This is a genomic window from Ruminococcus sporogenes (assembly GCF_054655175.1).
Genome location: NZ_BAAHOA010000002.1, coordinates 147,255 through 171,502, shown reverse-complemented (window position 1 = coordinate 171,502; position 24,248 = coordinate 147,255). Strand labels below are relative to the sequence as shown.

The window sequence follows — 24,248 nt, the reverse complement described above, 5'->3', positions numbered from 1 at the left end:
AAAGAGAATATGCCTTGCCCTCATTTTAAGATAACGATATGCAAACGCAGTAACGGACAATCTGCTGTTGCAGGTGCGGCATATCAGAGTGGAGAGAGCCTTTTCTCGGAGTATGACCAAAAGAAAAAAGCCTATACGGAGAAAAGAGGTATCGCATATACCGAGATAATGCTGCCGCAGAACGCCCCACCGGAATACAGCAATCGTGAAAAGTTGTGGAACTCCGTTGAAATGAACGAGAAACAATGGAACGCACAGCTTGCCAGAAGAATTGTCCTTGCACTTCCAAAAGAAATTCCTCGTGATGAGCAAATAAAGCTATTGCAGGATTACTGTAAGGAGCAATTTGTCGATAATGGGATGTGCGTTGATTTTGCACTTCACGACAAAGGCGACGGAAACCCTCACGCTCACATTATGCTGACGATGAGAGCCATTGATGAGAATGGAAAATGGTTACCAAAGGCACGAAAGGTTTATGACCTTGATGAAAATGGAGAGCGTATCAGACTTCCTTCGGGAAACTGGAAATCTCACAAGGAAACTACCGTTGACTGGAACGAACAGACCAAAGCCGAGGAGTGGCGGCACTCGTGGGAAGTGAAAACAAATCAATTCCTTGAACGCAACAACTGTTCCGAAAGAGTAGACCTACGTTCATACCAACGGCAAGGAATAACAGATAAACTGCCAACTGTCCATATGGGAGCGGCTGTTTTTCAAATGGAAAAGAGAGGTGTGCAGACTATTGTCGGTGACCTTAACCGAGATATACAAAAGACAAATGTGATGATGAATTTTATCCGCAAGAGCATTTCATCCATTCACGACTGGATTAAAAGATTAACCGGAGAAAAAGAGAGCCTTAGCAAAAGGCGAACGGCTCAACTTACTGTCCCTGAGTTGTTATTGGAATATATCGAAATCAGAAAATCACGGCGTGAAGAATGGAACGATTACGGAAAGCAGAACGCACTTGTCAAGGACTTGCAAAAGGTATCTCAGGTTATAGCCTTCGTTGAGAAAAAAGGAATTGTCACTCTTGAAAGTCTGAATGCCGAGCTTGGTAAAATGAAAAATTCAGCTAACTCCTTGCGAACGGAAATGCGAAAAAAGGAAACTCGCATAAAAACCTTGTCTATGATAATAAAGTGCCACGAAACAATGGAAAGGCTTGAACCCGTTCACGATAAGTATATCAGGATTAACTGGAAGTCAAGAAAGGATAAATATGCCGCAGAGCACAGAGCCGAGCTTGATGAGTATAACAAGGCGGTACGTTATCTGAAAAAGCAAGGCATAGACAGCAATTTTAACTTTGACTCTTTCCGTGCCGAGATGAAAAATCTGAAATCAGGTCGTGATACCTTGCAGAAGGAACTTGAAGAAATAAAAGATGAAATGCAGCCTCTTAATGATGTGCGTTATTATATCGGACAGGTTATCCCTCTTGACAACGAGGTTATGACAACCGACAATAAAAAATCTATTTCGGAGAGCATCAAGGAACATTCCACGGAGCCAAAGCAAACTACACTCACACAAGATGAGCAACGAAAGAAAAACAAATATGAACTGGAGTGATTTTATTGAATGTTTTCCAAGCAGTAAAGGAAAGAATTACAACAAGGCAAGCCGCAGAGTATTACGGTCTTGATATAAAACGAAACGGAATGACCTGCTGTCCTTTTCACGATGACAGAAATCCGTCAATGAAAGTGGATAACCGCTTTCATTGTTTCGGTTGCGGTGAGGACGGAGATGTTATCAACTTTGCAGAAAAGCTGTTTTCTCTTTCGCCGAAAAAGGCTGCACAGAAATTAGCTTATGACTTTGGAATAAGTTATGATAATTCCGAAAGATATCAACTCGACAAGCAAAGCATAGCCAAAAGAATTGAAAAAGAAAAATACAAGAGTGCTGAAAACAGAGTTTTTGGCACTCTTTGTAATTATGCAAGACTGTTGAAAGAATGGAGGATACGATATGCTCCCAAGACAAAAGATGAAATCCCGAATCCCTTATTTGTGGAGGCATTGCTGAGATCGGATTATGTAGATTATCTGCTTGATATCCTTATCAGCGGAACTGCACAAGAAAAGTCGGAGATTGTTGCCGACTATGGAAAGAAGGTATCAGAGCTTGACGGACGAATATCAGAATACAAATGCACAGCGGACAGAGACAACTCAACCGAGCTTATCGGTTGATGAGCTGAAACGTACTCTAACCACTAACGATAAAGGAAAAGTAAGCAATACAATTCAGAATTGTCTTTCTGTATTTGAGCAAGACCCGCTATTCAAGGGTGCGATATGCCGGAATGTTCTGACAGGTAGAGTTGATATTGTAAAGCCGATAGGCTGGCACAGAGATAGTGCAGTGCTGACCGATACGGATATGAATTATATTCAGTTGTACCTTGAAAAGAACTATGGGCTTTTTGCAGAGAACAAAATCTTATCTGCCGTTCAGATTGTTGCCAATGAGAATAAGTATCACCCGATATGTGAATATCTCAATTCTTTGCAGTGGGACGGTACGGAACGAATCGGAAATACACTTCATCATTTTCTTGGTGCAGACGTCAACGCTTATACCTATGAGGTGATGAAACTGTTCCTTCTCGGTGCTGTAAATCGGGTGTTTAGTCCCGGCTGTAAATTTGAAACGATGCTTTGTCTTGTAGGTGGACAAGGTGCAGGAAAGTCAACATTCTTTCGTTTTCTTGCAATAAAGGATGAATGGTTTTCCGATGACCTCAGACGACTGGAGGATGATAATGTTTTCAGAAAGTTACAAGGACACTGGATAATCGAAATGTCGGAAATGCTTGCAACAGGCAATGCAAAGTGTATTGAGGAGATAAAGGCTTTCCTAAGCAAGCAGAAGGACAACTACAAAGTGCCTTACGAAGTTCACCCACAGGACAGAGCAAGGCAATGTGTTTTTGGTGGAACTTCAAACACTCTGGATTTTCTCCCTCTTGACAGAACAGGCAACAGAAGATTTTTGCCCGTTATGGTATATCCCGAAAGAGCCGAGTGTCATATTCTCGATGATGAGGAACAGTCAAGAGAGTATATCAATCAGCTATGGGCGGAGGCAATGACAATCTACCGCAGCAACAATTACAAGCTTACGCTTTCTCACGATATGCAAAAACAGCTTACAGTTTTACAGCAGAACTTTATGCCAGAAGATACAAAAGTTGGCGTTATTCAGAGTTATCTTGACAATTTCAACGGCAATATAGTTTGCTCAAAGCAGCTATACAGCGAGGCACTCAAACACAACTATGACGAGCCGAAACAGTGGGAAATACGAGAAATAAACGACATTATGAATAACAGTATTGTCGGTTGGGCGGCTTTCCATAATCCGAGATACTTCACGAACTATGGCAGACAGAAAGGCTGGGAGCGTATCACGGAAACATCGCAGCAGGAAGAACAGCTAAGCATTACCGATGAGCCTTTTCCTTTTGATTAAGGTTTTGAGTTTGTCGGTTGTCAGACAGAAAGGAAGATTTATATGGATAGAAATACAGCAGTACACACAAATTCCGAAACACCTATTTTTACAAAGAAGATAGGAAAAACCACCTATATTGTCGGTATTCACTTTGACGAAAAAGCAAAAGAACGCTTGGATAATAAGCTCAAGCGTATGCTTATTGCGAAGGTTACCGAGAATTAATCACTAACGAAACAGCCCTCTTGCCGATTGGCAAGAGGGCGTAGTTTGCATTATGAGAAGTTTGCTGACGGCAGCGTGAAATGTATCGAAGATGAGATTCCTTTTGAACTGCCACAGGGGTGGGAGTGGACGAGATTAGGCGTTATTTTTTCTCATAATACAGGAAAAGCACTTAATTCAAAAAGTCAAGTTGGCAACCCCTATACATACATCACAACATCGAATTTATACTGGAACAGATTTGAACTCACTGATTTAAAACAAATGTTATTTACAGATGCTGAGTTAGAAAAGTGTACGGTTAAAAAGGGGGATTTACTTGTTTGCGAAGGCGGTGATATAGGACGTTCAGCCATATGGGAAAATGATGATGAAATTAGAATTCAAAATCATATTCATAAAATGAGACCATATATAAAGTTGAATATAAAATTTTACTATTATGTTTTATATTTATATAAGCATACTGAACGTATCAACGGAAAAGGTATAGGTATTCAAGGATTATCTTCAAATCAATTACATTCCTTGTTATTTCCATTACCTCCAATTAACGAACAAAATATTATAGCAAACAAAATCAACGGATATTTTGAATATATTGATTTTCTTGAAAAAGAAAAATCAAATCTCTCAAGCGCAATCCAAGCCACCAAATCCAAAATCCTCGACTTTGCAATCAGAGGAAAACTTGTACCGCAAGACCCTAATGATGAACCGGCAAGCGTTCTCCTTGAACGTATCAGAGCAGAAAAAGAAGAACTCATAAAACAGGGCAAAATCAAGCGTGATAAGAGGGAATCTGTTATCTTTAAAGGTGAGGATAACTCTTATTATCTTACAACTTCTGATAATAAGAGTTATGAGGAACAGTTTTTGTTTGACCTACCTCTTGGATGGGCATGGTGTTCGCTTAATGATATTGCTAAAATTGATTTGGGAAAAACACTTGATAAAGCAAAGAATACTGGCGATTACTACCAATATCTTAGAAGTGTTAATGTTAGATGGGGAAATTCAGATTTGTCTGATTTGAATGAAATGCGTTTTGAAGAAAATGAACTTGAGCGATACCGTGTACAAAAATACGATTTATTGATATGCGAAGGCGGTGATGTTGGTCGTAGCTGTGTTTGGACTTCTAATAACACAATCTACTATCAAAATGCCTTACATCGTGTTAGGTTTTACAAAGAGTGCAACCCATTTTTCTTTATGTATTATATGATGTATTATGAGAGTAAAGGCATAATTAAATCACTATGTAAAGGAGTAACAATCAAGCACTTAACAGGTAATGTTTTGAATACTATCCCATTTGCACTTCCCCCCCTCCCCGAACAATACCGCATAGTCACCGCAATTGAAACCATATTCACACAACTCGATGAAATATCAGAATCCTTGTCATAATAAATACAAGCCGTTCTCCGAATGAAAGAGAACGGCTTGCGTGTTGTTAGAATGTTTTGATTACCAAGTCACGATTTTATCGACAAGCTCCTGTTGTTCGCTGGCGGTACGGCGCAGGTAAATTCGTGTTGTTTCGATGCTTTCGTGTCCCATAAGGTCGGCAAGCAGTGCAATGTCATTGTACTTTTCGAGGAAATTCTTGGCATAACGGTGACGGAATGAATGAGGATAAACCACCTTTTTATCAAGTCCGTATTTGTCGGCATAGTTCTTCAGTTGCTGAGAAATTCCCCTTGTGGTAATACGCTCACCAAAACGATTTAAAAACAAATAGCCAAAAGTGCGTTTTTCTTCTTTCAGCCATTCCATTGTTTCATTACGCAGCTTCTTCGGTATGTAAAGTCTGCGGAGCTTTCCACCCTTTGAATACAAATCAAAATAACCGAGTTCAACGTGCTCAATCTTAATCTGTATCAGTTCACTGACTCTGGCACCGGTTGCCGCAAGATACCACACAACGAAATACCATTCCATATTACCATCTTTTTTAAGCTGTTTCTTGAGAAAATTATAATCAGCGTTACTGATTACATTTTCAAGAAAGTTTTTCTGCTGAACCTTCACAGCCTTCAAGCGGAGCTTTTCCTTGCCAAGATAATCAAGGTACTTGTTCATTGCCTGAATACGCAGATTCACGGTTTTCGGCTTGAAAAACTCCATCAGATAGCCCTTGTAGGCAAGCAGATTTTCCTTACTGACGCTGTCGTAATGCGAATGGTAGAAATCGACCGTCCACAAATACGATTCAATCGTGTTTTCTGAGAGATTAGTTTTTCTCAGATATTCTTCAAATGTTCCTTTCAAAATAAACACCTCCGTTATAATTGGTGCGAAATTCCTTGCACTTTAATTATAACAGAGGTGTAATTATAAGTAGTTCTCTCTTATTATGAGAAGGTAGGTGGTAAAGTCACTTGTATTGACGAGGAAATACCATTTGAAATACCGGATTCGTGGATGTGGTGTAGGCTTGAAAATTGTTGCCGTAAAGAAATTAAACGAGGTAAATCTCCTAAATATGCAGAAACAGGCTCAACGCTTGTATTCGCTCAAAAATGCAACACCAAATGTAACGGCATTGATATTAGCCTGTCACTATTCCTTGATAACAATGCTTTAAGCAAATACTCTGATACGGAATATATGTTGGATGGTGATATAGTTATCAATTCCACTGGAACAGGAACTTTAGGGCGTGTGGGAATATACAGGAATTCTGATAATGCAAATCGTTTACCGATTGTGCCTGATTCTCATGTGACGATTATACGAGCGTATAAATCTTTACTCGCTGATTATGTATATGCATATATGAAAGCTTTACAATCGCAGCTTGAAAAAATGGGAGAAGGCTCAACAAATCAAAAAGAACTTAAGCCACTAACCTTAAAAAATCTCCTTATCCCTATTCCACCAATAGAAGAACAAAAAGCCATAGCAAGTAAGATAACATCATTATTTTCCTATTTGGATAGTATAGTTGAATTACTCGATTAAAGCGTTTTCAATGCCGTCAAGCATATCAAATAAAGCTTTGATTTTGGCGGTAATGCGTTGTTGCTCACTAAACGGACATATAGGAATTAAAGCAGTTCTTATTTGTTCAAGATGTAAATTTGGTACACCTATGCCCTTTAATGAACCTTTAAAATAGTCTTGTGTTACTGGACTTTGAATGATACGAAGTAAATAGTGTGGAGAAATATCGTGGGTTACTGTACGAATAAGAGCGAGTGTAACATAAATATCAAAAACGCAATCTCTGTCAACTATTGCCGCCACACCTGTTGTTCCGTTTTTGGCTAATAAAATATCATTTTTTTGCGGGGACAATCGAGAATATAACTCGTTGTGTAAATTTTCTGGAATATGCATTACATTTTCCCAGTCAATAACACCATTAACAACATTTTTTGAAGATAGAAAAGTATAACCTTCTTCGCTATAAGTCGGTGTTTTATGAGTACCGTCAGTGATAGGCATACAAACTGTTTGAAGTCTTGCCCATTCCCAATTATCAGGGATTTCAAACGGTAATTCCTCATCAATGCAACGCACCTCAGAGCCTACCTTCTCATAATAAGAGTTATCCTCACCTTTAAAGATAACAGATTCCCTCTTATCACGCTTGATTTTGCCCTGTTTTATAAGTTCTTCTTTTTCTGCTTTGATGCGTTCAAGGAGAACGCTTGCCGGCTCATCGTTCGGGTCTTGCGGTACAAGTTTTCCACGAATAGCGAGGTCGAGGATTTTGGACTTGGTTTGCTGGATTATTGTTTGCAAGTCTGTTTTATCAGATTCAATAGTATCAACAAACGATAATAACTCGTTGAGTTTTTCTACTATGCGGTGTTTTTCGTGGAGTGGACTAACAGGGATTAATGATGTGCGAATATGTTCCAAATGCAGATTAGGTACACCAATACCTTTTAATGAACTGCTGAAATAATCTTGTATTGTCGAACTTGCTATTACTGATAATAAATATTCTGGTGAAATAACATATTTAACGATTCGAAGTAGTGCGAGACTCACATAAATATCAAATACGCAATCCCTATCTACTATTGCCGCTACACCTGTGGTTCCATTTTTAGCAAGTAATATATCATTTTTTTGTGGCGATAATCTTGAATATAATTCGTTATGTAAATCTTCAGGGATGTACATTACATTATCCCAATCAATCTTTCCGCTCGTTACATTTTTTGAAGATAGAAAAACATAACCATTCTCACTATATTGGGGAGTTTTATGTGTGCCATCGGTAATAGGTTCACAAATTGATTGTAATCTCACCCACTCCCACCCCTCCGGCAGCTCAAACGGAATCGCATCTTCAATACATTTCACCGTACCATCGGGGAACTTCTCATAATGCAAACTATCTTCACCCTTGAAGATAACAGTATCATTCTTAATGTCCTTTGCTTTCAGCTTTCCGTCCTTAACCATCTGTTGTTTTTCGGCTCTGATTCTTTCAAGCAAAACGGACGCAGGCTCGTCATTGGGGTCTTGCGGTACAAGCTTGCCCCTGATTGCAAGGTCAAGAATTTTTTGTCTTAATGCTTTTGTATCCATTATTCATCTACCTCGCCAATCAATTCTTCCAAAGCCGAAACAGCCGCAGCAATATTTGTGGATTTTTCCTTGATTTCGTAAATCAGTTCAGACAATGTACGCTCATCTACTGTGTTATTGCTTTTTATCCAAGTAATATCAAGACTTGTCTTATCTCTTGCAAGAATATCCTCATAGCTGAATTTACGCCATCTGCCGTTTGGATTTTCTTCACTGTATGTTTCCACACGCTCGGCAAGATTTCCGTCTTTGTAGCACTCAACAAACTCATTAAAATGCTCGGCTTTAAGAGGATTTGTTTTGCCAAATGACGGCATATCGGAGCGAAGGTCATAAATCCATACTTCCTTTGTATTATTCTTATCGGAAGTTCCTCTTGTGAAGAAAAGTACGTTGGTTTTTACACCCTGAGCGTAGAAAATACCTGTCGGCAGTCTGAGAATGGTATGAAGATTACATTTTTCCATAAGGTCACGGCGTATTTTTTCACCGTCACCGTCAGCAAAAAGCACGTTATCGGGAAGAACAACCGCTGCTCTTGCATTTCCCGTAGTTTTCAGACTGCGGTAAATATGCTGTAAAAAGTTCAGCTGCTTGTTGCTTGTCATATAAGTCAGGTCATCACGGGTTGCACGTTCTCCGCCTTTCTTTGTTCCAAACGGCGGATTTGTCAATACAACATCATAGTTTTTCATACTCTTTCCGATATTAGAAAGCGTATCACCAAGTATAATTTCACCGTCAATATCGTGGAGCATAGCATTCATCAAAGCAAGTCTGTGAGTATCGTGGACAAGTTCACAGCCTGTAAATGCTTCATCACGTTCAAATTGCGCTGTATCTGCATCAAGCGTAAAAAAGTTATCTGTCTGCTCACGCACATATTGACTTGCTGAAATCATAAATCCGAAAGTTCCGCAAGCAGGGTCGTTGCATCTTTCGCCCGGCTGTGGCTTGATGAGCTTTGTCATTACATCAATAAGCACACGAGGAGTAAAGTATTGTCCTGCTCCTGATTTCTTTTCATTCGCATTCTTTTCAAGTAATCCCTCATAGAGGTTTCCAAGACCTTCTTCACGAGCTGAAAACCAATCTAATCCATCTATTGTGGTGATGATTTTTTCAAGGTTTTTAGGCTCATCAATATTTGTAGCCGCACCGGAGTATATTTCACGCACTCTGCCTGTGCATTTTTCTCCGAGGTGGTCTAAAAGCTCCTTATAGAACTTTTTCAGCTCAATGCCGCTTTTAGATGTGAGCTTGTCCCATCTGTATTCTTCGGGCACTTGTGTTTCAGAACCTGTTTCTTTAGCCATTTTTAAAAACAGAATATATGTAAGCTCGGTTACGTACTGATGATATGTTATGCCATCATCTCTGAGAACATTACAGAGATTCCAAAGTTTTGATACAATTTCCTGCGTTGTCATACCGCTTTTCCTCCATCATCGTAAAGATATGTGTTTAGTTCAAGGATAATATTTTCAAGATTATTTGAAAAAACCTTATTGATTCTGCTGAATCCGCCTTGTGACCTGAAACGGCTGTCTTCATCAAAAACCTGAATATTAAGAACAGATTCATTCATAAGATAATCTTCCATTCGTTTTATCCAGTTATCCTCCAATTTGCTGAATTTGTGTGCTTTCCTGAGCTTATCAACAGCTTTTTTAATTCTTGCTTCGTGGCTTACAAGAGCCGAACCGATAGCATATCTTCTGATAATGCTTATAATATCAGCGGCAATTTCTTCGTTTGTAACTTGTGAAATAGCTGTATTAAGCTGCTGCTGAGTGAAGCCTTCTCTATCAAGTGCAAGTCGCAGTGATTTAAGACTCTCACGAGTAAGGTCTTTCGGACGAGTGCAGACAATATTCAAAGCGGCTATTTCATTTACGTGAGTACGAATAAATGTTGTGAACTCATCAAGGTAATCTTCAGGCTTTGAATCTGACTTGCCATATCCTCTTGTAGTTCCAATGAGAGTATCTTCCGTGTGAGATATAACAACGCCTTTTGGTTTACCGTGACTGCAGTCTATGAATTTGAAAATCTCAATATCTTCGATGACTTTTGATATAGCAGCAATAGTATCAAGCTTCTGCAAGCTGTCAATATACTCGTTCGGCGTACAGCCACCCGTCATATCTTTGAAGTGAGCGAGTGTTTCATCTGTCATATTACGCTTTTTTCTTTGAAGTTTTGCAATAATCTGGTTAATCTGATTCTGCAATACATCAACATTGTCAGCCGTTTCTTTTATGCCCTCAATGAGCTGCTCAAATGTAGTGTTTGGTTGCGTTACAACTGGTTTCATTGTGTTTACATCTTCAAGAGAATCATAAACACCGACAGGGTCGAATATATCAAAATGTGTTTTGTGAATTTCGGGGCATAATCTTGTAGCACGTCCGAGCATTTGTTCAAAAAGTATTCTTGATTTTACTCTGCGCATAAACACAAGATTTGTAATTGACGGAACATCAATTCCGGTTGTCAAAAGGTCAACGGTAACTACAACCGATGGATAATCCTCGTTTTTAAAGCGATTTATAGCTTCTTGTATCTTCTTTCTATCGCCATTTGCCACACTTCCCGTTATTTTCATAATAGCGTCATTGTCAATACCATATTGAGAATAAATTTCTTTCAAGATAGAAACTATCATATCGGCGTGGTCGTCATTTACTGCATATATTAGAGTTTTTCCGTTCTCTCTTGGTGTTTCAGGGTCGATATACTGAGAAATCTCCGTAAGAACTGTTCTGTTAAAAGGCTCTGTAATAACTTTCTTATTGAATGCCTCAACATCAAAATCAAGCTCATCGTCAAGCAGTTCGCCGTTTAATATTTCGTGTGTAACAGGGTCAAACACGGTAACAGTATCTCCTGCTTTATAGTGAATACCTTCTGTATTAAGTTTTGTTTCAATGTGATGAGGAGCATCGTGGTCAATCAGATAACCTTCTATTACAGCTTCTCTGTATGTGTATTTGAAAACAGGTTGTCCGAAAATTTCAGTAGTATGTAAGGCAGGGGTTGCTGTCAAAGCTATTTTTACTGCGTTAAAATACTCAATTACAGTGCGATACTTGCTCTGATAATCTCTTTGGTCACGATAAAGAGATTCATCATCGGTCATTTCTTTGTCTAATATATATCCTCTGTGTGCTTCATCGACTATAATTAAATCATAGTCCGACACAGCGGGCATAGTTTCGCCTGTGTTATAAAGTACACGCTTTACCATTCCTTGTACCGTTGAAATATGAATACGAGTTTCTTTATCAATGGTTTTATCTTCAAGCCCCTTGATGTTGTAAATATCATCAATGGTAAGAAGTTCTTCCATTTTGACTTCCTTGAAAACATCATAAGTCTGTTCGCCCAAAGATGTTCTGTCAACAAGAAAAAGGATTCTGCGGAAACGTTCGGTTTTTAAAAAACGATAAATCATTCCTAAAATAGTTCTTGTTTTGCCTGTGCCTGTCGCCATAGCAATAAGAGCAGTATTCTTTCCTTCGATTATTGCTTTTTCAGCAGCTTTTATTGCATTAAGCTGGTATGGTCTGAGGTTAAGTCCACTTTTGTCTGTCAGTAAATCGTAAGGCATTTCTTCGAGCTTTTTATTTGTAGAATCGATATCGGCTTCAAGGAGTTCTTCAATACCATCAGGACTAAACCATCCCTTTAATGCAATGGGCGTATTATCAAGACTTCTGAGGTCAAGAAACCATATTCCCGATTTTTGCTTATACTGTTCAAGATAAGGTCTGCCGTTAGTTGCAAATGTAAATGGAACTTTATATTCTCCCCATTTACCGATAGTGTACTTTTCATCTTCTTTGCGAATATTGCGAGGATAATCTTTACCTTGATAATCAATAACAGATGGAATGTCTTTATGAATTGCCTTAGCTTCCACTATTGCAACAAGTTTTTCGCCGATAAACAAAGCATAATCGGCATAACCTTTGTGCGAGATTTTTGAATCTGTCGGGTATTCAGCAATAGCAAGATTACGTCCTTTTGTCGGTCTTATACCTTTTGAATATCTTATCTCATCAGTGTCAGCTTCCCATCCTACTTTTCTTAACTGTTCATCTATTAAGAGGCGTGTTTCTGCTTCGGTTTTAATTCTTTGTGTATTTGCTTGTACAACTTTTTTCTTTCTGTTTGCAACAGATTCCGCCGGAGATTCAGCCGCTTTCTTTTCTGCTTCTTTAATAAGTTTTTCTGATGTTGCATTTTCAATTTGTTTTTCAGCAATGGTAGATGTGACTGCTTCATTTTGTAAAGGCATAACAAAAGGTTTGCTCTGATAATTATATCCATCTACTCCATAAGTTTGCATAAACCATTCGCAAAGGCTGTATGTGATAGGGAGAAACTTCATCCCATCAGATACAGAAGAATAGTTATCGTGTGCAGCTTTATTGCGAATTTTTCTTAATTGATGAAGTAATGATGTTAAATCATCTGTTAAAAGACCTTCTCTATAAAGATAATCAATTTTTGAAACTTGTGAGCTGTCTGTCGGAACGGGAATATTGTCATAGTAATACATCAAGTTTACAATTGTTTCTCCAATCATACCAAGTTTCATAAGGCAAGAATTGGAGTCGCTATACAGGTATTTCTCGGCAAGCTTTCCAAATTCACTGAGAACAGGGAATTGGTTGTCCAAAAAAGCGTAATTTGAAACCATTTTATTCCTCCTATTGTATGTCAAACTTCCGATAATATAAAATTATCGGAATATGGTAGGTTAAAATAAAACTTCATCACACTATGTATGAGAAGTTGAAATATGATGCTTCATTTGGGTATACTCTTTTATATTATATCATATTGTCGTGAAGAATGCAATGGTTTCAAGTCGATTTTTCACGGCAACAGCATTTACTTTTTTGAAGAAAAGAAGTATAATAGGAGATATGAAAATAGAAGAAATAAAAAAGGGGATAAAAAATATCAAAGAGCCAAGGAGGACAGGATACGGAAATTTCCGACATAAGCTTGAAGATATAATAATCATTGGATTTTGTACCGTAATATGCGGAGGGGAAGATTTTGCCGATATGGAGGCGTTCGGCAAAAGTCGTCAGGAATATCTGGGGAAATTTCTTGAACTTCCGAACGGTATACCGGACAGTGATACATTCAGACGGGTGTTTGAAAAACTTGACCCGTCTGAACTATCGTCATGCCTGATAGATTGGGTGGCAGCCGAAAGAGCGGAGCGTGGCGTGGTTGCAATAGACGGCAAAACAATATGCGGAAGCGGAAACGCAAAGCACAGGGCGTATCACGTAATAAGTGCATTTGCTGCAGAAAATCAGCTTACGCTGGGTGAACTGACGGTTGAAGAAAAAACGAATGAAATTACAGCAGTTCCCGAACTGCTCAACCTAATTGATGTTAAAGGTTCAATTGTCACAGCAGATGCAATGAGCTGCCAGAAGAAAATCGTTGAAACAATAACCGAGAAAAAAGCTGATTATGTTATAGGGTTAAAACAGAATCAACCTGCACTGTATAAGGACACGGAAGATTATTTCAACGAATTTTATAAAGTGATTCCCTCCGCAACTACTCTCGACAAAGGTCATGGGAGAATTGAAAAGAGAGAGTATCGCCTTTTAACCGACTTATCTTGGCTTGAACAAAGGAGCGAGTGGATTGGGCTGAAAACTCTTGGTTCAGTTAAATCAACGATTACCGAAAAAGGTGAAACCCACGAGTTTACAAGGTATTTTATCTCATCATTGACTGATCTTAATGAATTTTCTTACTCCGTTCGAAAGCATTGGTCTATTGAAAATCAGCTTCATTGGTGTCTTGACGTTATCTTTCGCGAGGACGCTTCAAGAGCCAGAAAGGACAATTCTCCGTTAAATCTCAATGTACTAAGAAAGACCGCATTAAACCTCGTTTCTCAGGCTCAATATAATCGCATTAGCAAGAAACGTCTTATGTTCAGAGCCGCCCTTGAACCTGCTCTCTTTCTTGATATCCTCCTCGACCCGTCATCTGTTTCGCCTCAATAATAAATGCTGTTGCCGTGGTCGATTTTTTAAATTTTGAATAATTTATAAAACAGAAAACTGAGATATGAAAAGTGTAGGCAGCGAACTGTATACTTTTTAATCAGGGCAATTTGTACAAATTGTGGCGCAATTCGGCGTATGTGATTTGTTTAATTGTGCAGAATTACATATAAAATGATTAAAAAGTCCTTGACAAGTGACTTTAGGCAAGACGGCCAAAAGTATTTTGATTTCCTGCGGTTCCCGTCTGGCCCCATTTGACATCCCCCAGCTCCGGGAGGTCATGTCCTATGACGAGCTGGAGCTTGACCGCATCGGGGATCGGAAAACGGCGGTATTCTTCACGATTTCTGACACCACGCCCACCTATAACTTCATTGTTGCCCTGGCCTTTTCACAGATGTTCAATCTGCTGTGTGAACGGGCCGACAATGTTCACGGGGGCCCCTGCCCCACCATGTACGGGTGCTGTGGGACGAGGCGGCCAACACGGGACAGGTGCCCCAGCTCGAAAAAATCTGCGCCGTGATCCGCTCCCGCGAGGTGTCGCTGACGCTCTTTTACCAGCAGTTGGTGCAGTGCAAGGCCATTTACGATAAACACGCGGAGACAATTCTCGGAAATATGGACAGCGTGGTATTCCTGGGAGGCCGCGAGGCCAGCACCATCAAGGAAATATCGGAAAACTGGCTGGGGAAAGCAACCATCTATATGCAGACCGATGGCTGCTCGAAGGGGCAGTCGGAAAGCTACAATCTGAACACCCAGCGGCTGGGCCGGGAGCTGATGACGCCCAGCGAGCTGGCAACCATGCCCGGGGACAAGTGCATTTTACAGCTTAGGGGTCTGCCCCCGTTCTACTCCCCGAAGTATGACCTAAAAAAGCACCCGAATTATAAATACACGGCTGAGGCCGACAAAATCAAAAACGCTTTTGACCTTGATAAGCTCATCAACCGCCGCAGGCGGCCCGGGCTTAACGAGGCGTGTGAGATGTATGAGGTGGCTGTGCCGGACGATGCGCTCACGGAAGAGGACGAGGACATCCTCAACTATGACGACATCGACGATCCAGACGCCTTTGCATAAATGGACTTTGGGACAAAGTGTCCCGAAGTTGTAACCTGCCGCCAGTGATGGCGGCTTTTTTCATGGCCGGGGAACACCCGGAGAAATGGAGGCTTATATGGCTTTTTTCGCATCTGCTATTACTACCTTACAGACACTTGTGATTGCGCTGGGCGCTGGCCTGGGCGTGTGGGGCGTAGTCAATCTTCTGGAGGGCTACGGCTCGGACAACCCTGGATCTAAGTCGCAGGGCATGAAACAGCTCATGGCCGGCGGCGGCATCATCGTTATCGGCACCACGCTGATCCCTCTGCTGTCCGGCCTGTTTTAAGGTAGCGGCTTATGGGATTTCTCACCGACTGGCTGACCGACTGGCTCAAAAGCCTGCTCATTGAAGGCATTTTAGGCAATCTGAGCGGCCTTTTTGATACGGTAAATGCCCGAGTCGGGGAGATTGCGGGGGAGGTGGGAACAACTCCGGCGGCGTGGAACGCCGGAGTTTTCTCCCTCATCCGCCAGATTTCCGAGACGGTAATTTTACCGATTGCCGGGTTAGTCCTAACCTATGTGGCAGTCTATGAGCTCATTCAAATGCTGATAGACCGCAACAACTTACATGACATCGACACTTGGATGTTTTTCAAGTGGATTTTCAAAACGGCGGCGGCCATCCTCATCCTCTCCAACACATTTAATATCGTCAACGCGATTTTTGATGTGTCGCAGAGCGTGATTGCAAGCTCGGCGGGGGTGATCCAGGGCTCCACGGACATATCGCCGGATATGCTGGCGGATTTGGAGGCCACGCTGGAGACAATGGGGATTGGCTCCCTTTTGGGCCTGTGGCTCCAGTCTATCTTTATCGGCTTTACCATGACCGCGCTGAACATCGTGATTTTTGTTCTGATTTATGGCCGTATGCTGGAAATCTATATGCTGACCAGTTTAGCGCCCATCCCGGTGGCTACCCTGTCCAACCGGGAAATGGGGAGCATGGGGCAGAATTATCTGAAGTCCTTGTTCGCTATTTCCAGGGGCTTTTGATCCTGCTGTGCGTGGGCATCTATGCGGTGCTTATTCAAGGGATAGCCACAAGCGGCGATCCCATCGGCGCGATATGGGGAGCCGTTGGCTATAATCCTTTTGTCCCAGGCCCAGAGTGACCGGACGATTTTGGCAAAACAGAAACCGCCGAAAAAGCCGGGCCCGGTTAAGCGTGTGGGCCGGGTGGCCAGCGGCTCCGTCCACGGCTTTGTGCATGGCAAGATTTATGAAAACGAGCACGAAAATGTGGGCATCGAAGGAGCCCACCGCTCCGAGCTTGTGGGCGAGTCCGTTCTGCGGCATGGCTCCCAGTATGTGAAACGGAAAATCCGGGAGCCCCCGGCAAAGGCTGTCCGGCGGGCCGAGTCCAAATATATCAAGGCCACGGCGGACTATCACTTCCGCACCGCCGCCCAGGATCACCCGGAGCTGTCTAAAAATGCCCTGCCCCGCTACTGGCAGAAACGGCGGCTCCGCAGGCGGTATCAAAAGCAGGCGAAGGAGGCCGCCAAACACGGGGCCCAGGCCGCCGGGAAAACGGCTGTAACTACGGAAAAACTGGCGGCCCAGGCGGTGGGTTTTGTCAAACGCCATCCCGTGGGCTGTCTGCTGGTCCTGGCCTGCGTCCTGCTTGTGCTGGTGATGCAGTCCTGCTCGTCCTCCCTTGTCACGCTGGGGAACAGTACCATCGGCGCGGTGGGGGCAAGCACCTACCCTTGCGAGGATGGGGATCTGCTTGGGGCTGAGGACGCCTACTGCGGTTTAGAGACGGAGCTTTCCGACTATCTGGACAGCTACGAAAGCACTCACGATTATGACGAGTATCATTTTGACCTGGATGAGATCAAACATGATCCCTATGTGCTGTTGTCCCTTTTGTGTTCGCTCCATGAGGGGCAGTGGACGCTTGACCAGGTGGAGGGCTCCCTGCAAATGCTCTTTGACCGCCAGTACATTCTGACTGAGGATGTAGTGGTGGAGGTGCGCTACCGGACGGAAACCCGCACCGACAGCGAGGGCAACGATTACGATGTGGAAGTCCCTTACAATTACTACATCTGCTTTGTGACGCTGGAAAACAAAAATCTGTCCCATCTGCCTGTCTATCTGTTGAGTGAGGATCAGATGTCCCGGTACGCCATCTACATGGCAACATTGGGAAACCGCCCCGACCTGTTCCCCGGCTCCGAGTATGTGGGAAAGTACACGGAAACGCCGGAGGGCTACGAAGTGCCCGGGGAATATCTGGACGATGAAACCTTTGCCGCCATGCTCTCCGAGGCACAGAAGTACATCGGCTATCCCTATGTGTGGGGAGGCTCCAGCCCGTCCACTTCCTTTGACTGCTCCGGCTATGTGTCCTGGGTAATCAATCACTCCGGCTGGAATGTGGGCCGCCTGGGGGCCCAGGGGCTCCCGGCTGGAAACCTCCGGCCCGGATTTTTTCAAGTATTACTCTACCCAGCGGCCCGTGGATATAGCCACCTATCCCCGCCCGAAGGACAACCTGCCTGTGGCCCATCTCAACTACAACGCCCGCCAGCCAGTGGAGGGCGAGTCATTCCGGGCATGGGGCGAGCTGTGGTATCTCCACCCGCTGACGGAAGAGCAGATGGCCGATTATGAGCTGAGGCCCGCCCATGACAATCCCGTGGGCCGTGAGCCTGTGCCGGAGCGGGGTGCGGCAAAGAAACCGCCGATTGCTCGGCAGATGAAAGAGGCCGGACGCAAGGCCTGGGAACACCGGGCCCCGGATGCACCGGAAAAGAAAAGCCCCAGCCGGGGCGACAGATAGGAGGACTGCGCTATGGAGAAAAAACGGGAACAGGAACTTGCCGACCAGGAGGCCCTGCGGCTGTACCGGGAATTTCACGCCCCGATACCGAAAGAGCCCCCGGAACGGGAAAAGCCGTTGGACAAGGTAAAGGAGCCGCCCCGGGCCAGCCGGAGCCTGGAACGGGAGGAACGATGACAAAGAAACGCCGCCGTCCATCCATCTTCATGTGATGGTGTCGGAGGGGGAGCAGGCGCTCATACGGGAGCGCATGGCCGAGGCGGGCATCCGCAACATGGGAGCCTATATGCGGAAAATGGCCCTAAACGGCTATGTGCTCCATGTTGACCTGTCCCCCGTCCGGGAACTGGTATCGCTCCAGCGGCGGTGCTCCAACAACCTTAATCAAGTGGCAATCCAGGCCAACACCTACGGCGGCATTTATCCCGAGGAGATCAAAGGGCTGCAACGGGACTATGAAACGCTGTGGGGGCCCTTATCTGATCTTTTGAAAAAGCTGTCTGCGATTGTGGGGTGTTAGCCCTGCCGGGGAGCGGTTTAGCCGTTCCCTGGCTTTCACTACTTCGGTACAATTTGTCCCGAAGTCAATAACATAGACAAACCATTTTCTTTATGTTATGCTTTCTTAAAATAACAATGTAGCTAACTGAAATATTTTCCAAATAATACTTCCTTAAATCCATAGTACCCCGCTCCTCAAGACAGAATACTACTACAATTTTTATGACTTAATCAGTGATGTAAATACCACTTATAATGTATTTTATGGTGTGCAGGAAACGCAGAATTATAAATTCATTATTAGTGACACCGATGATGCAATAGAAAAATTCAAATATTTATGTCTGCCAGAAAACGAAAATCATGATAAAGAGAATAAGTGTTGGTTTTATTTGATTTGATTTTATTTTATCTTAATAAAAATGGGTATTATATTGAAGAATTTCCCAGAATTATTGAACATCCACCTTTGGATAGTTTTGAGTTCGTTAATAAAGAAATAAGGAATAAGCTAATAAACAATAACAAAGATGTTAATGGTACGGTTCCGTATAGAGAGCGGAGAAAGTTTGTTGCAAATCTTACATTTAGCCAAAAGGATAGATACATAGAATTGGGTAATGTGATAGAGGCGAAATTTAAGGAAATATCTACTCGGCAAGCATCATTTCAAAAAATGAGCACAGATGAAAAACTGGCTGAAATAGCAAACTTGATAGAAAACCTTTTGAAGAAAGACGGAAATTATATTACGCTTGATTATTCAAAAATATGTTTTGATTATATTAGCGAAGACACAATTAAAAATTACAGGAAAAGGATACAATGCTTTAGACACTCGGCAACAAAATCAATTAACGAAAGAAATGCGTTTTCAGAGGTTCAAAAGACCTTTATGATTGATTTGGGATTGGCCATTATTAAGGTAATTCATGCTTTGTTAAATGAACAAGAGTAAATTATTTTGTACTCTACAACAACTAAAATGAGCTGCTCACAAGAAAAGCTGTTTGCTATTGTGAAGTGTTAGCCCTGCCGGGGAGCGGTTTAGCCGTTCCCCGGCTTTCACTCGCTTTAGCGAGTTCCGCGCCAAGCGGAACCAATAACCACCCGCTTTGCGGGTGAGGTTGAGAATTTAAATAGAGCCGCACCGATGGGATAAGGTAGAATAAGTTTCGCAAATTGAAAAGAGGATAAAAAGAGACATGGTTTGCAGATCTCTGGTAGAATGAAGTCGCAACACACCATTCGAAAGGAGACAGCAAACCATGTCCGAGAAGATTGTACAGCTAAATGAGGAAGTAATCAAGGGCCAGCTCAAGGAGTTGGTACGAGGCAGCGTAGAGGAAACCCTCAACGAACTGCTGGAGGCCGAGGCGGAGAAGCTGACCCAGGCAGCCCGGTACGAGCGCAATGAGCAGCGCCAGGGCTACCGCAGCGGCCACTACAGCCGCAACCTCACCACCACTTCTGGAGATGTCACGCTCAAGGTGCCCAAGCTCAAGGGTATCTCTTTTGAGACTGCCATCATTGAACGGTACCGCCGTCGGGAGAGCAGTGTGGAAGAGGCTCTCATTGAGATGTACCTGGCAGGCGTATCCGTCCGGCGTGTGGAGGACATTACTGAGGCCCTGTGGGGCAGCAAGGTTTCGCCCTCCACCATCAGTGAGCTGAACAAGAAAGCATATGTCCACATTGAGGATTGGCGAAATCGCCATTTACAAGGCGAGCGGTATCCATACGTCTATGTGGACGGGATCTATCTGCGCCGTAACTGGGGCGGAGAGTTTGAAAATGTGGCCATTCTGGTGGCGATTGCAGTCAACGAGGACGGATACCGTGAGGTCTTAGGTGCTGCCGAGGGCATGAAAGAGGACAAGGCCAGTTGGATCAGCTTTTTCCAGTGGCTCCGTAGCCGTGGCCTGAACGGGGTAAAACTCATCGTTGGAGACAAGTGCCTTGGTATGCTGGAGGCTGTGGGAGAAGTGTTTCCTGAGGCCAAATACCAACGCTGCACTGTCCATTTTTACCGCAATGTGTTCTCTGTGATACCTCATTCCAAGGTGAAGCTGGTGGCCAAGATGCTTAAGGCGATCCACGCCCAGGAGAGCAAGAAAGCTGCCCAGGAGAAGGCCAAAGCCGTGGTGGAGCAGCTGCGCGCTATGAAGCTGAAAGAGGCTGCCAAGAAGGTGGAGGATGGCATTGAGGAAACGCTGACCTACTGCGACTTTCCCAGCGAACACTGGACTTGCATCCACACCAACAATGTCATTGAGAGGCTGAACCGGGAGATCCGCCGCCGCACCCGTGTGGTGGGTAGTTTCCCGGACGGTAACTCTGCTCTCATGCTAGTCTGTGCCCGGCTGCGCCATGTGGCCGGCACCCAGTGGGGCAACAAAAAGTACATGAACATGAAGCACTTGGAGGCTGCCGTTGAGGACGCCTCCATTGCTGGTTGACTTCATTCATCCCGGAGTCTGCAAACCAATTTGCGCAAAATCCTTGACACTACCGGCGGACAGTTTAGCACATAGTAAATGGGTGTGCAAGTATCACATCGTGTTCACGCCGAAGTATAGAAGGAAGATAGATTATTGGGGGATGCGGGAGGATATCCGAGATATCATCCGGAATTTATGCAAGTGGAAAGGGGTAGCGATCCTGGAGGGAAAAGTAATGCCGGATCACATCCATCTATTGTTGTCGATACCGCCCAAGTATTCGGTGTCAAGCTTCATGGGATATCTGAAGGGAAAAAGTGCGATGATGATATTCGAGCGTCACGCAAATCTCAAGTACAAGTACGGCAACCGACACTTCTGGGCCACCGAGTATTACGTCAGCACGGTAGGCTTACAGGAGAAGGCCCTGAGGAAGTATATTCAAAAGCAAGAGAAACAGGATCAGATAGAGGACAAAGTTAGCACGAAAGAGTACGAAAACCCTTTTAAGGGTAACGCGAGGTAATCAGTCCACAATGGCTTGAACGTAGTGAAAGCCAGCGTCTTTTAGGCGCTGGCCTCACTATGCCCCTACGGGGCTATTTCAAGCCACCCCTTTCAGGGGTGGTCTTGACTACTTCGGGACAATTTGTCCCGAGGTGTTGAAAGCCGGAGCCATCCTTGTTGTCCCTCCCGGACAGAGGTATAATTATCGTATAGGGATAACCTGTCAATCAAAACAAGGAGGTAGCAAGTTATGCGGATCATTCTGAAAATCATCGTGGCCCCTTTTGTGCTGGCCCTTACGCTCATGGTAGCGGTATTAAACTTTAGTGTGTCTCTTGCGTCCTGGGTGTTTGGCATCCTGTCCTCTTTTCTCGCATTGTGCGGCCTGTTTGAACTGTTCATCCAGGGCAATCCACAATGGGGGATCACGGGGCTGGTGCTTGCTTTTCTGCTTTCCCCTTTCAGCCTGCCCGCCGCAGCCGAGTGGCTGGTCTGCCTGCTGGACGATCTCAACTACTCGTTAAAGAGCTTTATCACGGGATGACGCTTTGGGACAATTTGTCCCGAAGTCCTATGCGGCGGCTGGAACACAGCCGCCCTTTTTCTTGAAAAGGAGGTGCGGCCACGGCTACAACTTACATCCGGCCCTACAAAGTAGCGGCGGGAAAAACGGCTGTTCAGACGATGGAGGAGCGGTTTGCCTATGGGCTCAATCCGAAAAAGCTGGGGGCCGTGTCTGCCTATCTCTGCGATCCAGCATCGGCCCCCGCCGAGTTTCTTCTGACAAAAAGCCAGTACCAGGCGGAGACGGGCCGGGCCGTGGAGCGCGGGGCCCTGTTCTTTCAGATCCGGCAGGCGTTTCCACCCGGTGAGGTCACGCCGGAGGAGGCAAACAAAATCGGCTATGAAACGGCTATGCGCTGGACGAAAGGCAAGTATCAGTTTTTCGTCTGTACCCATATTGACAAGGGCCATCTGCATAACCACATTTATTTCAATTCCACGGCCTTTGACTGCTCCCGGAAGTTTCATAACTTCATCGGCTCGTCCTTTGCTCTGCGGCGGCTCTCTGACCGGGTGTGCATTGAGCATGAGCTGTCGGTTATTCAAAATCCGAAACAGCACAGCAAGGGCCGTTTCCTCCACTATGGCCAGTGGATCGGGGAAAAACCGCCGTCCGCGCAACAGCGGGTGCGGCTGGCCGTTGTGGAGGCTCTGGAAAAAAAGCCCGCCGACTTTGCGGCCTTTCTGCGGCTCATGGAGGAGGCTGGCTTTGCGGTAAAGCATGGGCGCGGCGGTGTGCTCTCGTTCCTAGCTCCGGGGCAGGATAAGTACACCCGCCTGCGGGCATCCACCCTGGGAGACGGCTTTGATCCCGAGGGCATCCGGGCGGTAATCGCCGGGGAGCAGCCCATCCCGGAGCTCCCGGAGGACAGTCCAGCCCCGCCCCGGCGCGTCAATCTGATGATTGATATTCAACAGCGCATGGCCCAGGGCAAAAGCCCGGCCTATGAGCGGTGGGCGAAGGTTTACAATTTGAAACAAATGGCCGCCGCGCTCCAGTATCTCCAGGAGCATAACCTTATGGACTATGACGAGTTGTCCGCAAGTACCGAGGCGGCGGTGGATCGCTTTCATACTTTGGACGGGGAGCTGCGGGACACGGAGGCGGCGCTCTCGCATACTGTCCGGCTCATGGGGGCCACGGTGGACTATGCAAAGACGCGGCCTGTATTTAACGGCTACAAGGCGGCGATGAATGAGATATTAGTTGGGGCAAAACTCCCGAAAATGAACGCGCTGAAAAAGGAGCGCCGGGAGCTCTCCGAAAAGAAAAAGGCCCTTTATGCTGAGTACCGCAAGGCCCAAGCGGATATGCGGCAGGCTGTGGCGGTCAAGGCGAACATTGATTATCTGCTCGGCCACACGGACGGGCGGGAAAATAAGGCCCAGGAGCGTTAGCCCGGGCCGCAGGTAACAGGCGCATCGCGCCGGGACTTTGGGACAATTTGTCCCGAAGTCCAGCGGGTTTGGGGAGCTCCCCAACAAGCATTTTTGCGGGCCTTGTGCCTGCAAAAATTTCGGAGTGTGGCCACACCCGAATTGCTTGCCGAAACCGCGCAACCCGCAACATGGCGCAAAAAACGGAGGCCGCGCTTTTCTTACGCTCCCTCCGTTTCCCGGGCTTGCTTGAGTCCCTCTGCTGTGGCTTTGATAACGGTTAGTTCTTTTTCATCCATTGAATTAAGCATGACATCAATCTGTTTCCGGCAGTTGCTCTCTCCTTTGAGTTCATCCGGGAAAAAGAATTGATCCACGGAAATTTCCAGCAGGGTGACGAGCTTGTAAAAAACATTGAGGCTGGGGTGCTGGCCCCGGTTTTCCATATACATGATCGAGCGCGGGGTACGATCCACAAGCTGAGCCAGGTATTCCTGTGTTCAGCCTTTTGCCTCCCGTTTGCGTTTGATCTCACGGCCAAGGGCGTGAAAATCAAGGTTTTTGTCATATTGGTACATTCTCATATCACCCTATATTATTCTACATTTCGGGTGAGACTATGAGAACGAAATAAGTTTTTACTTATAG

The 24,248-nt window shown here is 44.5% G+C and carries 20 protein-coding genes and 5 pseudogenes; 20 read left to right on the top strand and 5 right to left on the bottom strand.

The annotated features are described in order from the left end of the window. Positions 1 to 9: 9 nt before the first annotated feature. From mobQ to ACYQ0N_RS07150, 5 genes are read left to right on the top strand one after another with little or no spacing between them, the layout of a single operon-like run. The gene (gene mobQ / locus ACYQ0N_RS07170; protein WP_460162312.1) at positions 10 to 1,584 is read left to right on the top strand and encodes a MobQ family relaxase; all 1,575 of its coding nucleotides are present in this window, start codon (positions 10 to 12) and stop codon (positions 1,582 to 1,584) included. A gap of 5 nt (positions 1,585 to 1,589) precedes the next feature. Then, positions 1,590 to 2,210, top strand: a complete 621-nt coding sequence (locus ACYQ0N_RS07165; RefSeq protein WP_460162311.1) for a CHC2 zinc finger domain-containing protein — start codon at positions 1,590 to 1,592, stop codon at positions 2,208 to 2,210. Beyond that, positions 2,122 to 3,492, top strand: a complete 1,371-nt coding sequence (locus ACYQ0N_RS07160; protein ID WP_460162310.1) for a virulence-associated E family protein — start codon at positions 2,122 to 2,124, stop codon at positions 3,490 to 3,492. The genes ACYQ0N_RS07165 and ACYQ0N_RS07160 overlap by 89 nt, the downstream gene beginning before the upstream one ends. A gap of 42 nt (positions 3,493 to 3,534) precedes the next feature. After that, a complete protein-coding gene (locus ACYQ0N_RS07155; RefSeq protein ID WP_460162309.1) occupies positions 3,535 to 3,699 on the top strand; it encodes a transposon-encoded TnpW family protein in 165 nt (54 codons plus the stop codon). A gap of 45 nt (positions 3,700 to 3,744) precedes the next feature. Next, positions 3,745 to 5,112: a restriction endonuclease subunit S gene (locus ACYQ0N_RS07150; protein ID WP_460162308.1), complete on the top strand. Its 1,368-nt coding sequence runs from the start codon at positions 3,745 to 3,747 to the stop codon at positions 5,110 to 5,112. 60 nt (positions 5,113 to 5,172) lie between these two features. Here the strand turns inward: ACYQ0N_RS07150 and ACYQ0N_RS07145 are convergent, their stop codons facing one another. Then, positions 5,173 to 5,985, bottom strand: coding sequence for a tyrosine-type recombinase/integrase (locus tag ACYQ0N_RS07145; protein ID WP_460162307.1), 813 nt, complete (start codon positions 5,983 to 5,985; stop codon positions 5,173 to 5,175). A gap of 144 nt (positions 5,986 to 6,129) precedes the next feature. Here ACYQ0N_RS07145 and ACYQ0N_RS07140 point away from each other — a divergent pair, with 144 nt between their 5' ends. Further along, positions 6,130 to 6,669 carry a restriction endonuclease subunit S gene (locus ACYQ0N_RS07140; RefSeq protein WP_460162306.1) on the top strand — a complete coding sequence of 180 codons (540 nt, stop codon included), beginning with the start codon at positions 6,130 to 6,132 and terminating at the stop codon, positions 6,667 to 6,669. On the opposite strand, the gene ACYQ0N_RS07135 is transcribed toward ACYQ0N_RS07140, so the two are convergent. The 3 genes from ACYQ0N_RS07135 to hsdR are packed head-to-tail and all read right to left on the bottom strand — an operon-like array spanning position 6,658 to position 12,961. After that, complete coding sequence (locus ACYQ0N_RS07135; RefSeq protein ID WP_460162305.1) at positions 6,658 to 8,253, bottom strand: restriction endonuclease subunit S; 1,596 nt, start codon at positions 8,251 to 8,253, stop codon at positions 6,658 to 6,660. The two genes, ACYQ0N_RS07140 and ACYQ0N_RS07135, sit on opposite strands and share 12 nt — an antisense overlap. After that, entirely contained in the window at positions 8,253 to 9,683 is a 1,431-nt protein-coding gene (locus tag ACYQ0N_RS07130) for a class I SAM-dependent DNA methyltransferase (RefSeq protein WP_460162304.1), read from the bottom strand. The genes ACYQ0N_RS07135 and ACYQ0N_RS07130 overlap by 1 nt, the downstream gene beginning before the upstream one ends. After that, positions 9,680 to 12,961, bottom strand: coding sequence for a type I restriction-modification system endonuclease (gene hsdR, locus ACYQ0N_RS07125; protein ID WP_460162303.1), 3,282 nt, complete (start codon positions 12,959 to 12,961; stop codon positions 9,680 to 9,682). Before hsdR ends, ACYQ0N_RS07130 begins: the two co-directional genes overlap by 4 nt. A 229-nt stretch (positions 12,962 to 13,190) precedes the next feature. Here hsdR and ACYQ0N_RS07120 point away from each other — a divergent pair, with 229 nt between their 5' ends. From ACYQ0N_RS07120 to ACYQ0N_RS07055, 14 genes and pseudogenes are all read left to right on the top strand, one after another. Next, positions 13,191 to 14,303, top strand: coding sequence for an ISAs1 family transposase (locus ACYQ0N_RS07120; protein ID WP_460162302.1), 1,113 nt, complete (start codon positions 13,191 to 13,193; stop codon positions 14,301 to 14,303). A 57-nt stretch (positions 14,304 to 14,360) separates the two neighbouring features. Continuing rightward, positions 14,361 to 14,447, top strand: coding sequence for a hypothetical protein (locus ACYQ0N_RS07115; RefSeq protein ID WP_460162606.1), 87 nt, complete (start codon positions 14,361 to 14,363; stop codon positions 14,445 to 14,447). A gap of 61 nt (positions 14,448 to 14,508) precedes the next feature. Continuing rightward, positions 14,509 to 15,392 (top strand): annotated as a pseudogene (locus ACYQ0N_RS07110) (VirD4-like conjugal transfer protein, CD1115 family); the annotation flags it as partial. Between the two features lie 97 nt (positions 15,393 to 15,489). Next, a complete protein-coding gene (locus ACYQ0N_RS07105) occupies positions 15,490 to 15,702 on the top strand; it encodes a Maff2 family mobile element protein (RefSeq protein ID WP_016316823.1) in 213 nt (70 codons plus the stop codon). Between the two features lie 11 nt (positions 15,703 to 15,713). Then, positions 15,714 to 16,507: pseudogene (locus tag ACYQ0N_RS07100) on the top strand (VirB6/TrbL-like conjugal transfer protein, CD1112 family); the annotation flags it as partial. A gap of 364 nt (positions 16,508 to 16,871) precedes the next feature. Further along, positions 16,872 to 17,831: pseudogene (locus ACYQ0N_RS07095) on the top strand (C40 family peptidase); the annotation flags it as partial. Beyond that, positions 17,803 to 18,210 (top strand): defense against restriction DarA-related protein, encoded by a 408-nt coding sequence (locus ACYQ0N_RS07090; protein ID WP_460162301.1) that lies wholly within the window; start codon positions 17,803 to 17,805, stop codon positions 18,208 to 18,210. The pseudogene ACYQ0N_RS07095 and the gene ACYQ0N_RS07090, both read left to right, overlap by 29 nt. A gap of 12 nt (positions 18,211 to 18,222) precedes the next feature. After that, a complete protein-coding gene (locus ACYQ0N_RS07085) occupies positions 18,223 to 18,387 on the top strand; it encodes a hypothetical protein (RefSeq protein WP_460162300.1) in 165 nt (54 codons plus the stop codon). Beyond that, positions 18,384 to 18,730 (top strand): annotated as a pseudogene (locus ACYQ0N_RS07080) (plasmid mobilization protein). The gene ACYQ0N_RS07085 and the pseudogene ACYQ0N_RS07080 overlap by 4 nt, the downstream one beginning before the upstream one ends. Positions 18,731 to 19,093: 363 nt before the next feature. Continuing rightward, the gene (locus ACYQ0N_RS07075; protein WP_460162299.1) at positions 19,094 to 19,669 is read left to right on the top strand and encodes a hypothetical protein; all 576 of its coding nucleotides are present in this window, start codon (positions 19,094 to 19,096) and stop codon (positions 19,667 to 19,669) included. A gap of 310 nt (positions 19,670 to 19,979) precedes the next feature. Beyond that, positions 19,980 to 21,170: an IS256 family transposase gene (locus tag ACYQ0N_RS07070; protein WP_460162298.1), complete on the top strand. Its 1,191-nt coding sequence runs from the start codon at positions 19,980 to 19,982 to the stop codon at positions 21,168 to 21,170. Positions 21,171 to 21,213: 43 nt separating this feature from the next. Beyond that, positions 21,214 to 21,678, top strand: a complete 465-nt coding sequence (gene tnpA / locus ACYQ0N_RS07065; RefSeq protein WP_460162605.1) for an IS200/IS605 family transposase — start codon at positions 21,214 to 21,216, stop codon at positions 21,676 to 21,678. Positions 21,679 to 21,909: 231 nt separating this feature from the next. Beyond that, positions 21,910 to 22,203 carry a CD1845 family protein gene (locus ACYQ0N_RS07060; protein ID WP_460162297.1) on the top strand — a complete coding sequence of 98 codons (294 nt, stop codon included), beginning with the start codon at positions 21,910 to 21,912 and terminating at the stop codon, positions 22,201 to 22,203. A 140-nt stretch (positions 22,204 to 22,343) separates the two neighbouring features. Next, complete coding sequence (locus ACYQ0N_RS07055; protein WP_460162296.1) at positions 22,344 to 23,621, top strand: relaxase/mobilization nuclease domain-containing protein; 1,278 nt, start codon at positions 22,344 to 22,346, stop codon at positions 23,619 to 23,621. Between the two features lie 200 nt (positions 23,622 to 23,821). Here ACYQ0N_RS07055 and ACYQ0N_RS07050 read toward each other — a convergent pair. Then, positions 23,822 to 24,184: pseudogene (locus ACYQ0N_RS07050) on the bottom strand (helix-turn-helix domain-containing protein). Between the last annotated feature and the right edge of the window lie 64 nt (positions 24,185 to 24,248).

Coding starts and splice junctions, on each gene's coding strand:
- ACYQ0N_RS07135 (WP_460162305.1), bottom strand. CDS start 8,253: ATGGATACAAAAGCATTAAGACAAAAAATTCTTGACCTTGCAATCAGG.
- ACYQ0N_RS07090 (WP_460162301.1), top strand. CDS start 17,803: ATGTGGGCCGCCTGGGGGCCCAGGGGCTCCCGGCTGGAAACCTCCGGC.
- ACYQ0N_RS07055 (WP_460162296.1), top strand. CDS start 22,344: ATGGAGGAGCGGTTTGCCTATGGGCTCAATCCGAAAAAGCTGGGGGCC.
- ACYQ0N_RS07130 (WP_460162304.1), bottom strand. CDS start 9,683: ATGACAACGCAGGAAATTGTATCAAAACTTTGGAATCTCTGTAATGTT.
- ACYQ0N_RS07160 (WP_460162310.1), top strand. CDS start 2,122: ATGGAAAGAAGGTATCAGAGCTTGACGGACGAATATCAGAATACAAAT.
- hsdR (WP_460162303.1), bottom strand. CDS start 12,961: ATGGTTTCAAATTACGCTTTTTTGGACAACCAATTCCCTGTTCTCAGT.
- ACYQ0N_RS07070 (WP_460162298.1), top strand. CDS start 19,980: ATGTCCGAGAAGATTGTACAGCTAAATGAGGAAGTAATCAAGGGCCAG.
- ACYQ0N_RS07120 (WP_460162302.1), top strand. CDS start 13,191: ATGAAAATAGAAGAAATAAAAAAGGGGATAAAAAATATCAAAGAGCCA.
- ACYQ0N_RS07060 (WP_460162297.1), top strand. CDS start 21,910: ATGCGGATCATTCTGAAAATCATCGTGGCCCCTTTTGTGCTGGCCCTT.
- ACYQ0N_RS07085 (WP_460162300.1), top strand. CDS start 18,223: ATGGAGAAAAAACGGGAACAGGAACTTGCCGACCAGGAGGCCCTGCGG.
- ACYQ0N_RS07105 (WP_016316823.1), top strand. CDS start 15,490: ATGGCTTTTTTCGCATCTGCTATTACTACCTTACAGACACTTGTGATT.
- ACYQ0N_RS07140 (WP_460162306.1), top strand. CDS start 6,130: ATGTGGTGTAGGCTTGAAAATTGTTGCCGTAAAGAAATTAAACGAGGT.
- mobQ (WP_460162312.1), top strand. CDS start 10: ATGCCTTGCCCTCATTTTAAGATAACGATATGCAAACGCAGTAACGGA.
- ACYQ0N_RS07155 (WP_460162309.1), top strand. CDS start 3,535: ATGGATAGAAATACAGCAGTACACACAAATTCCGAAACACCTATTTTT.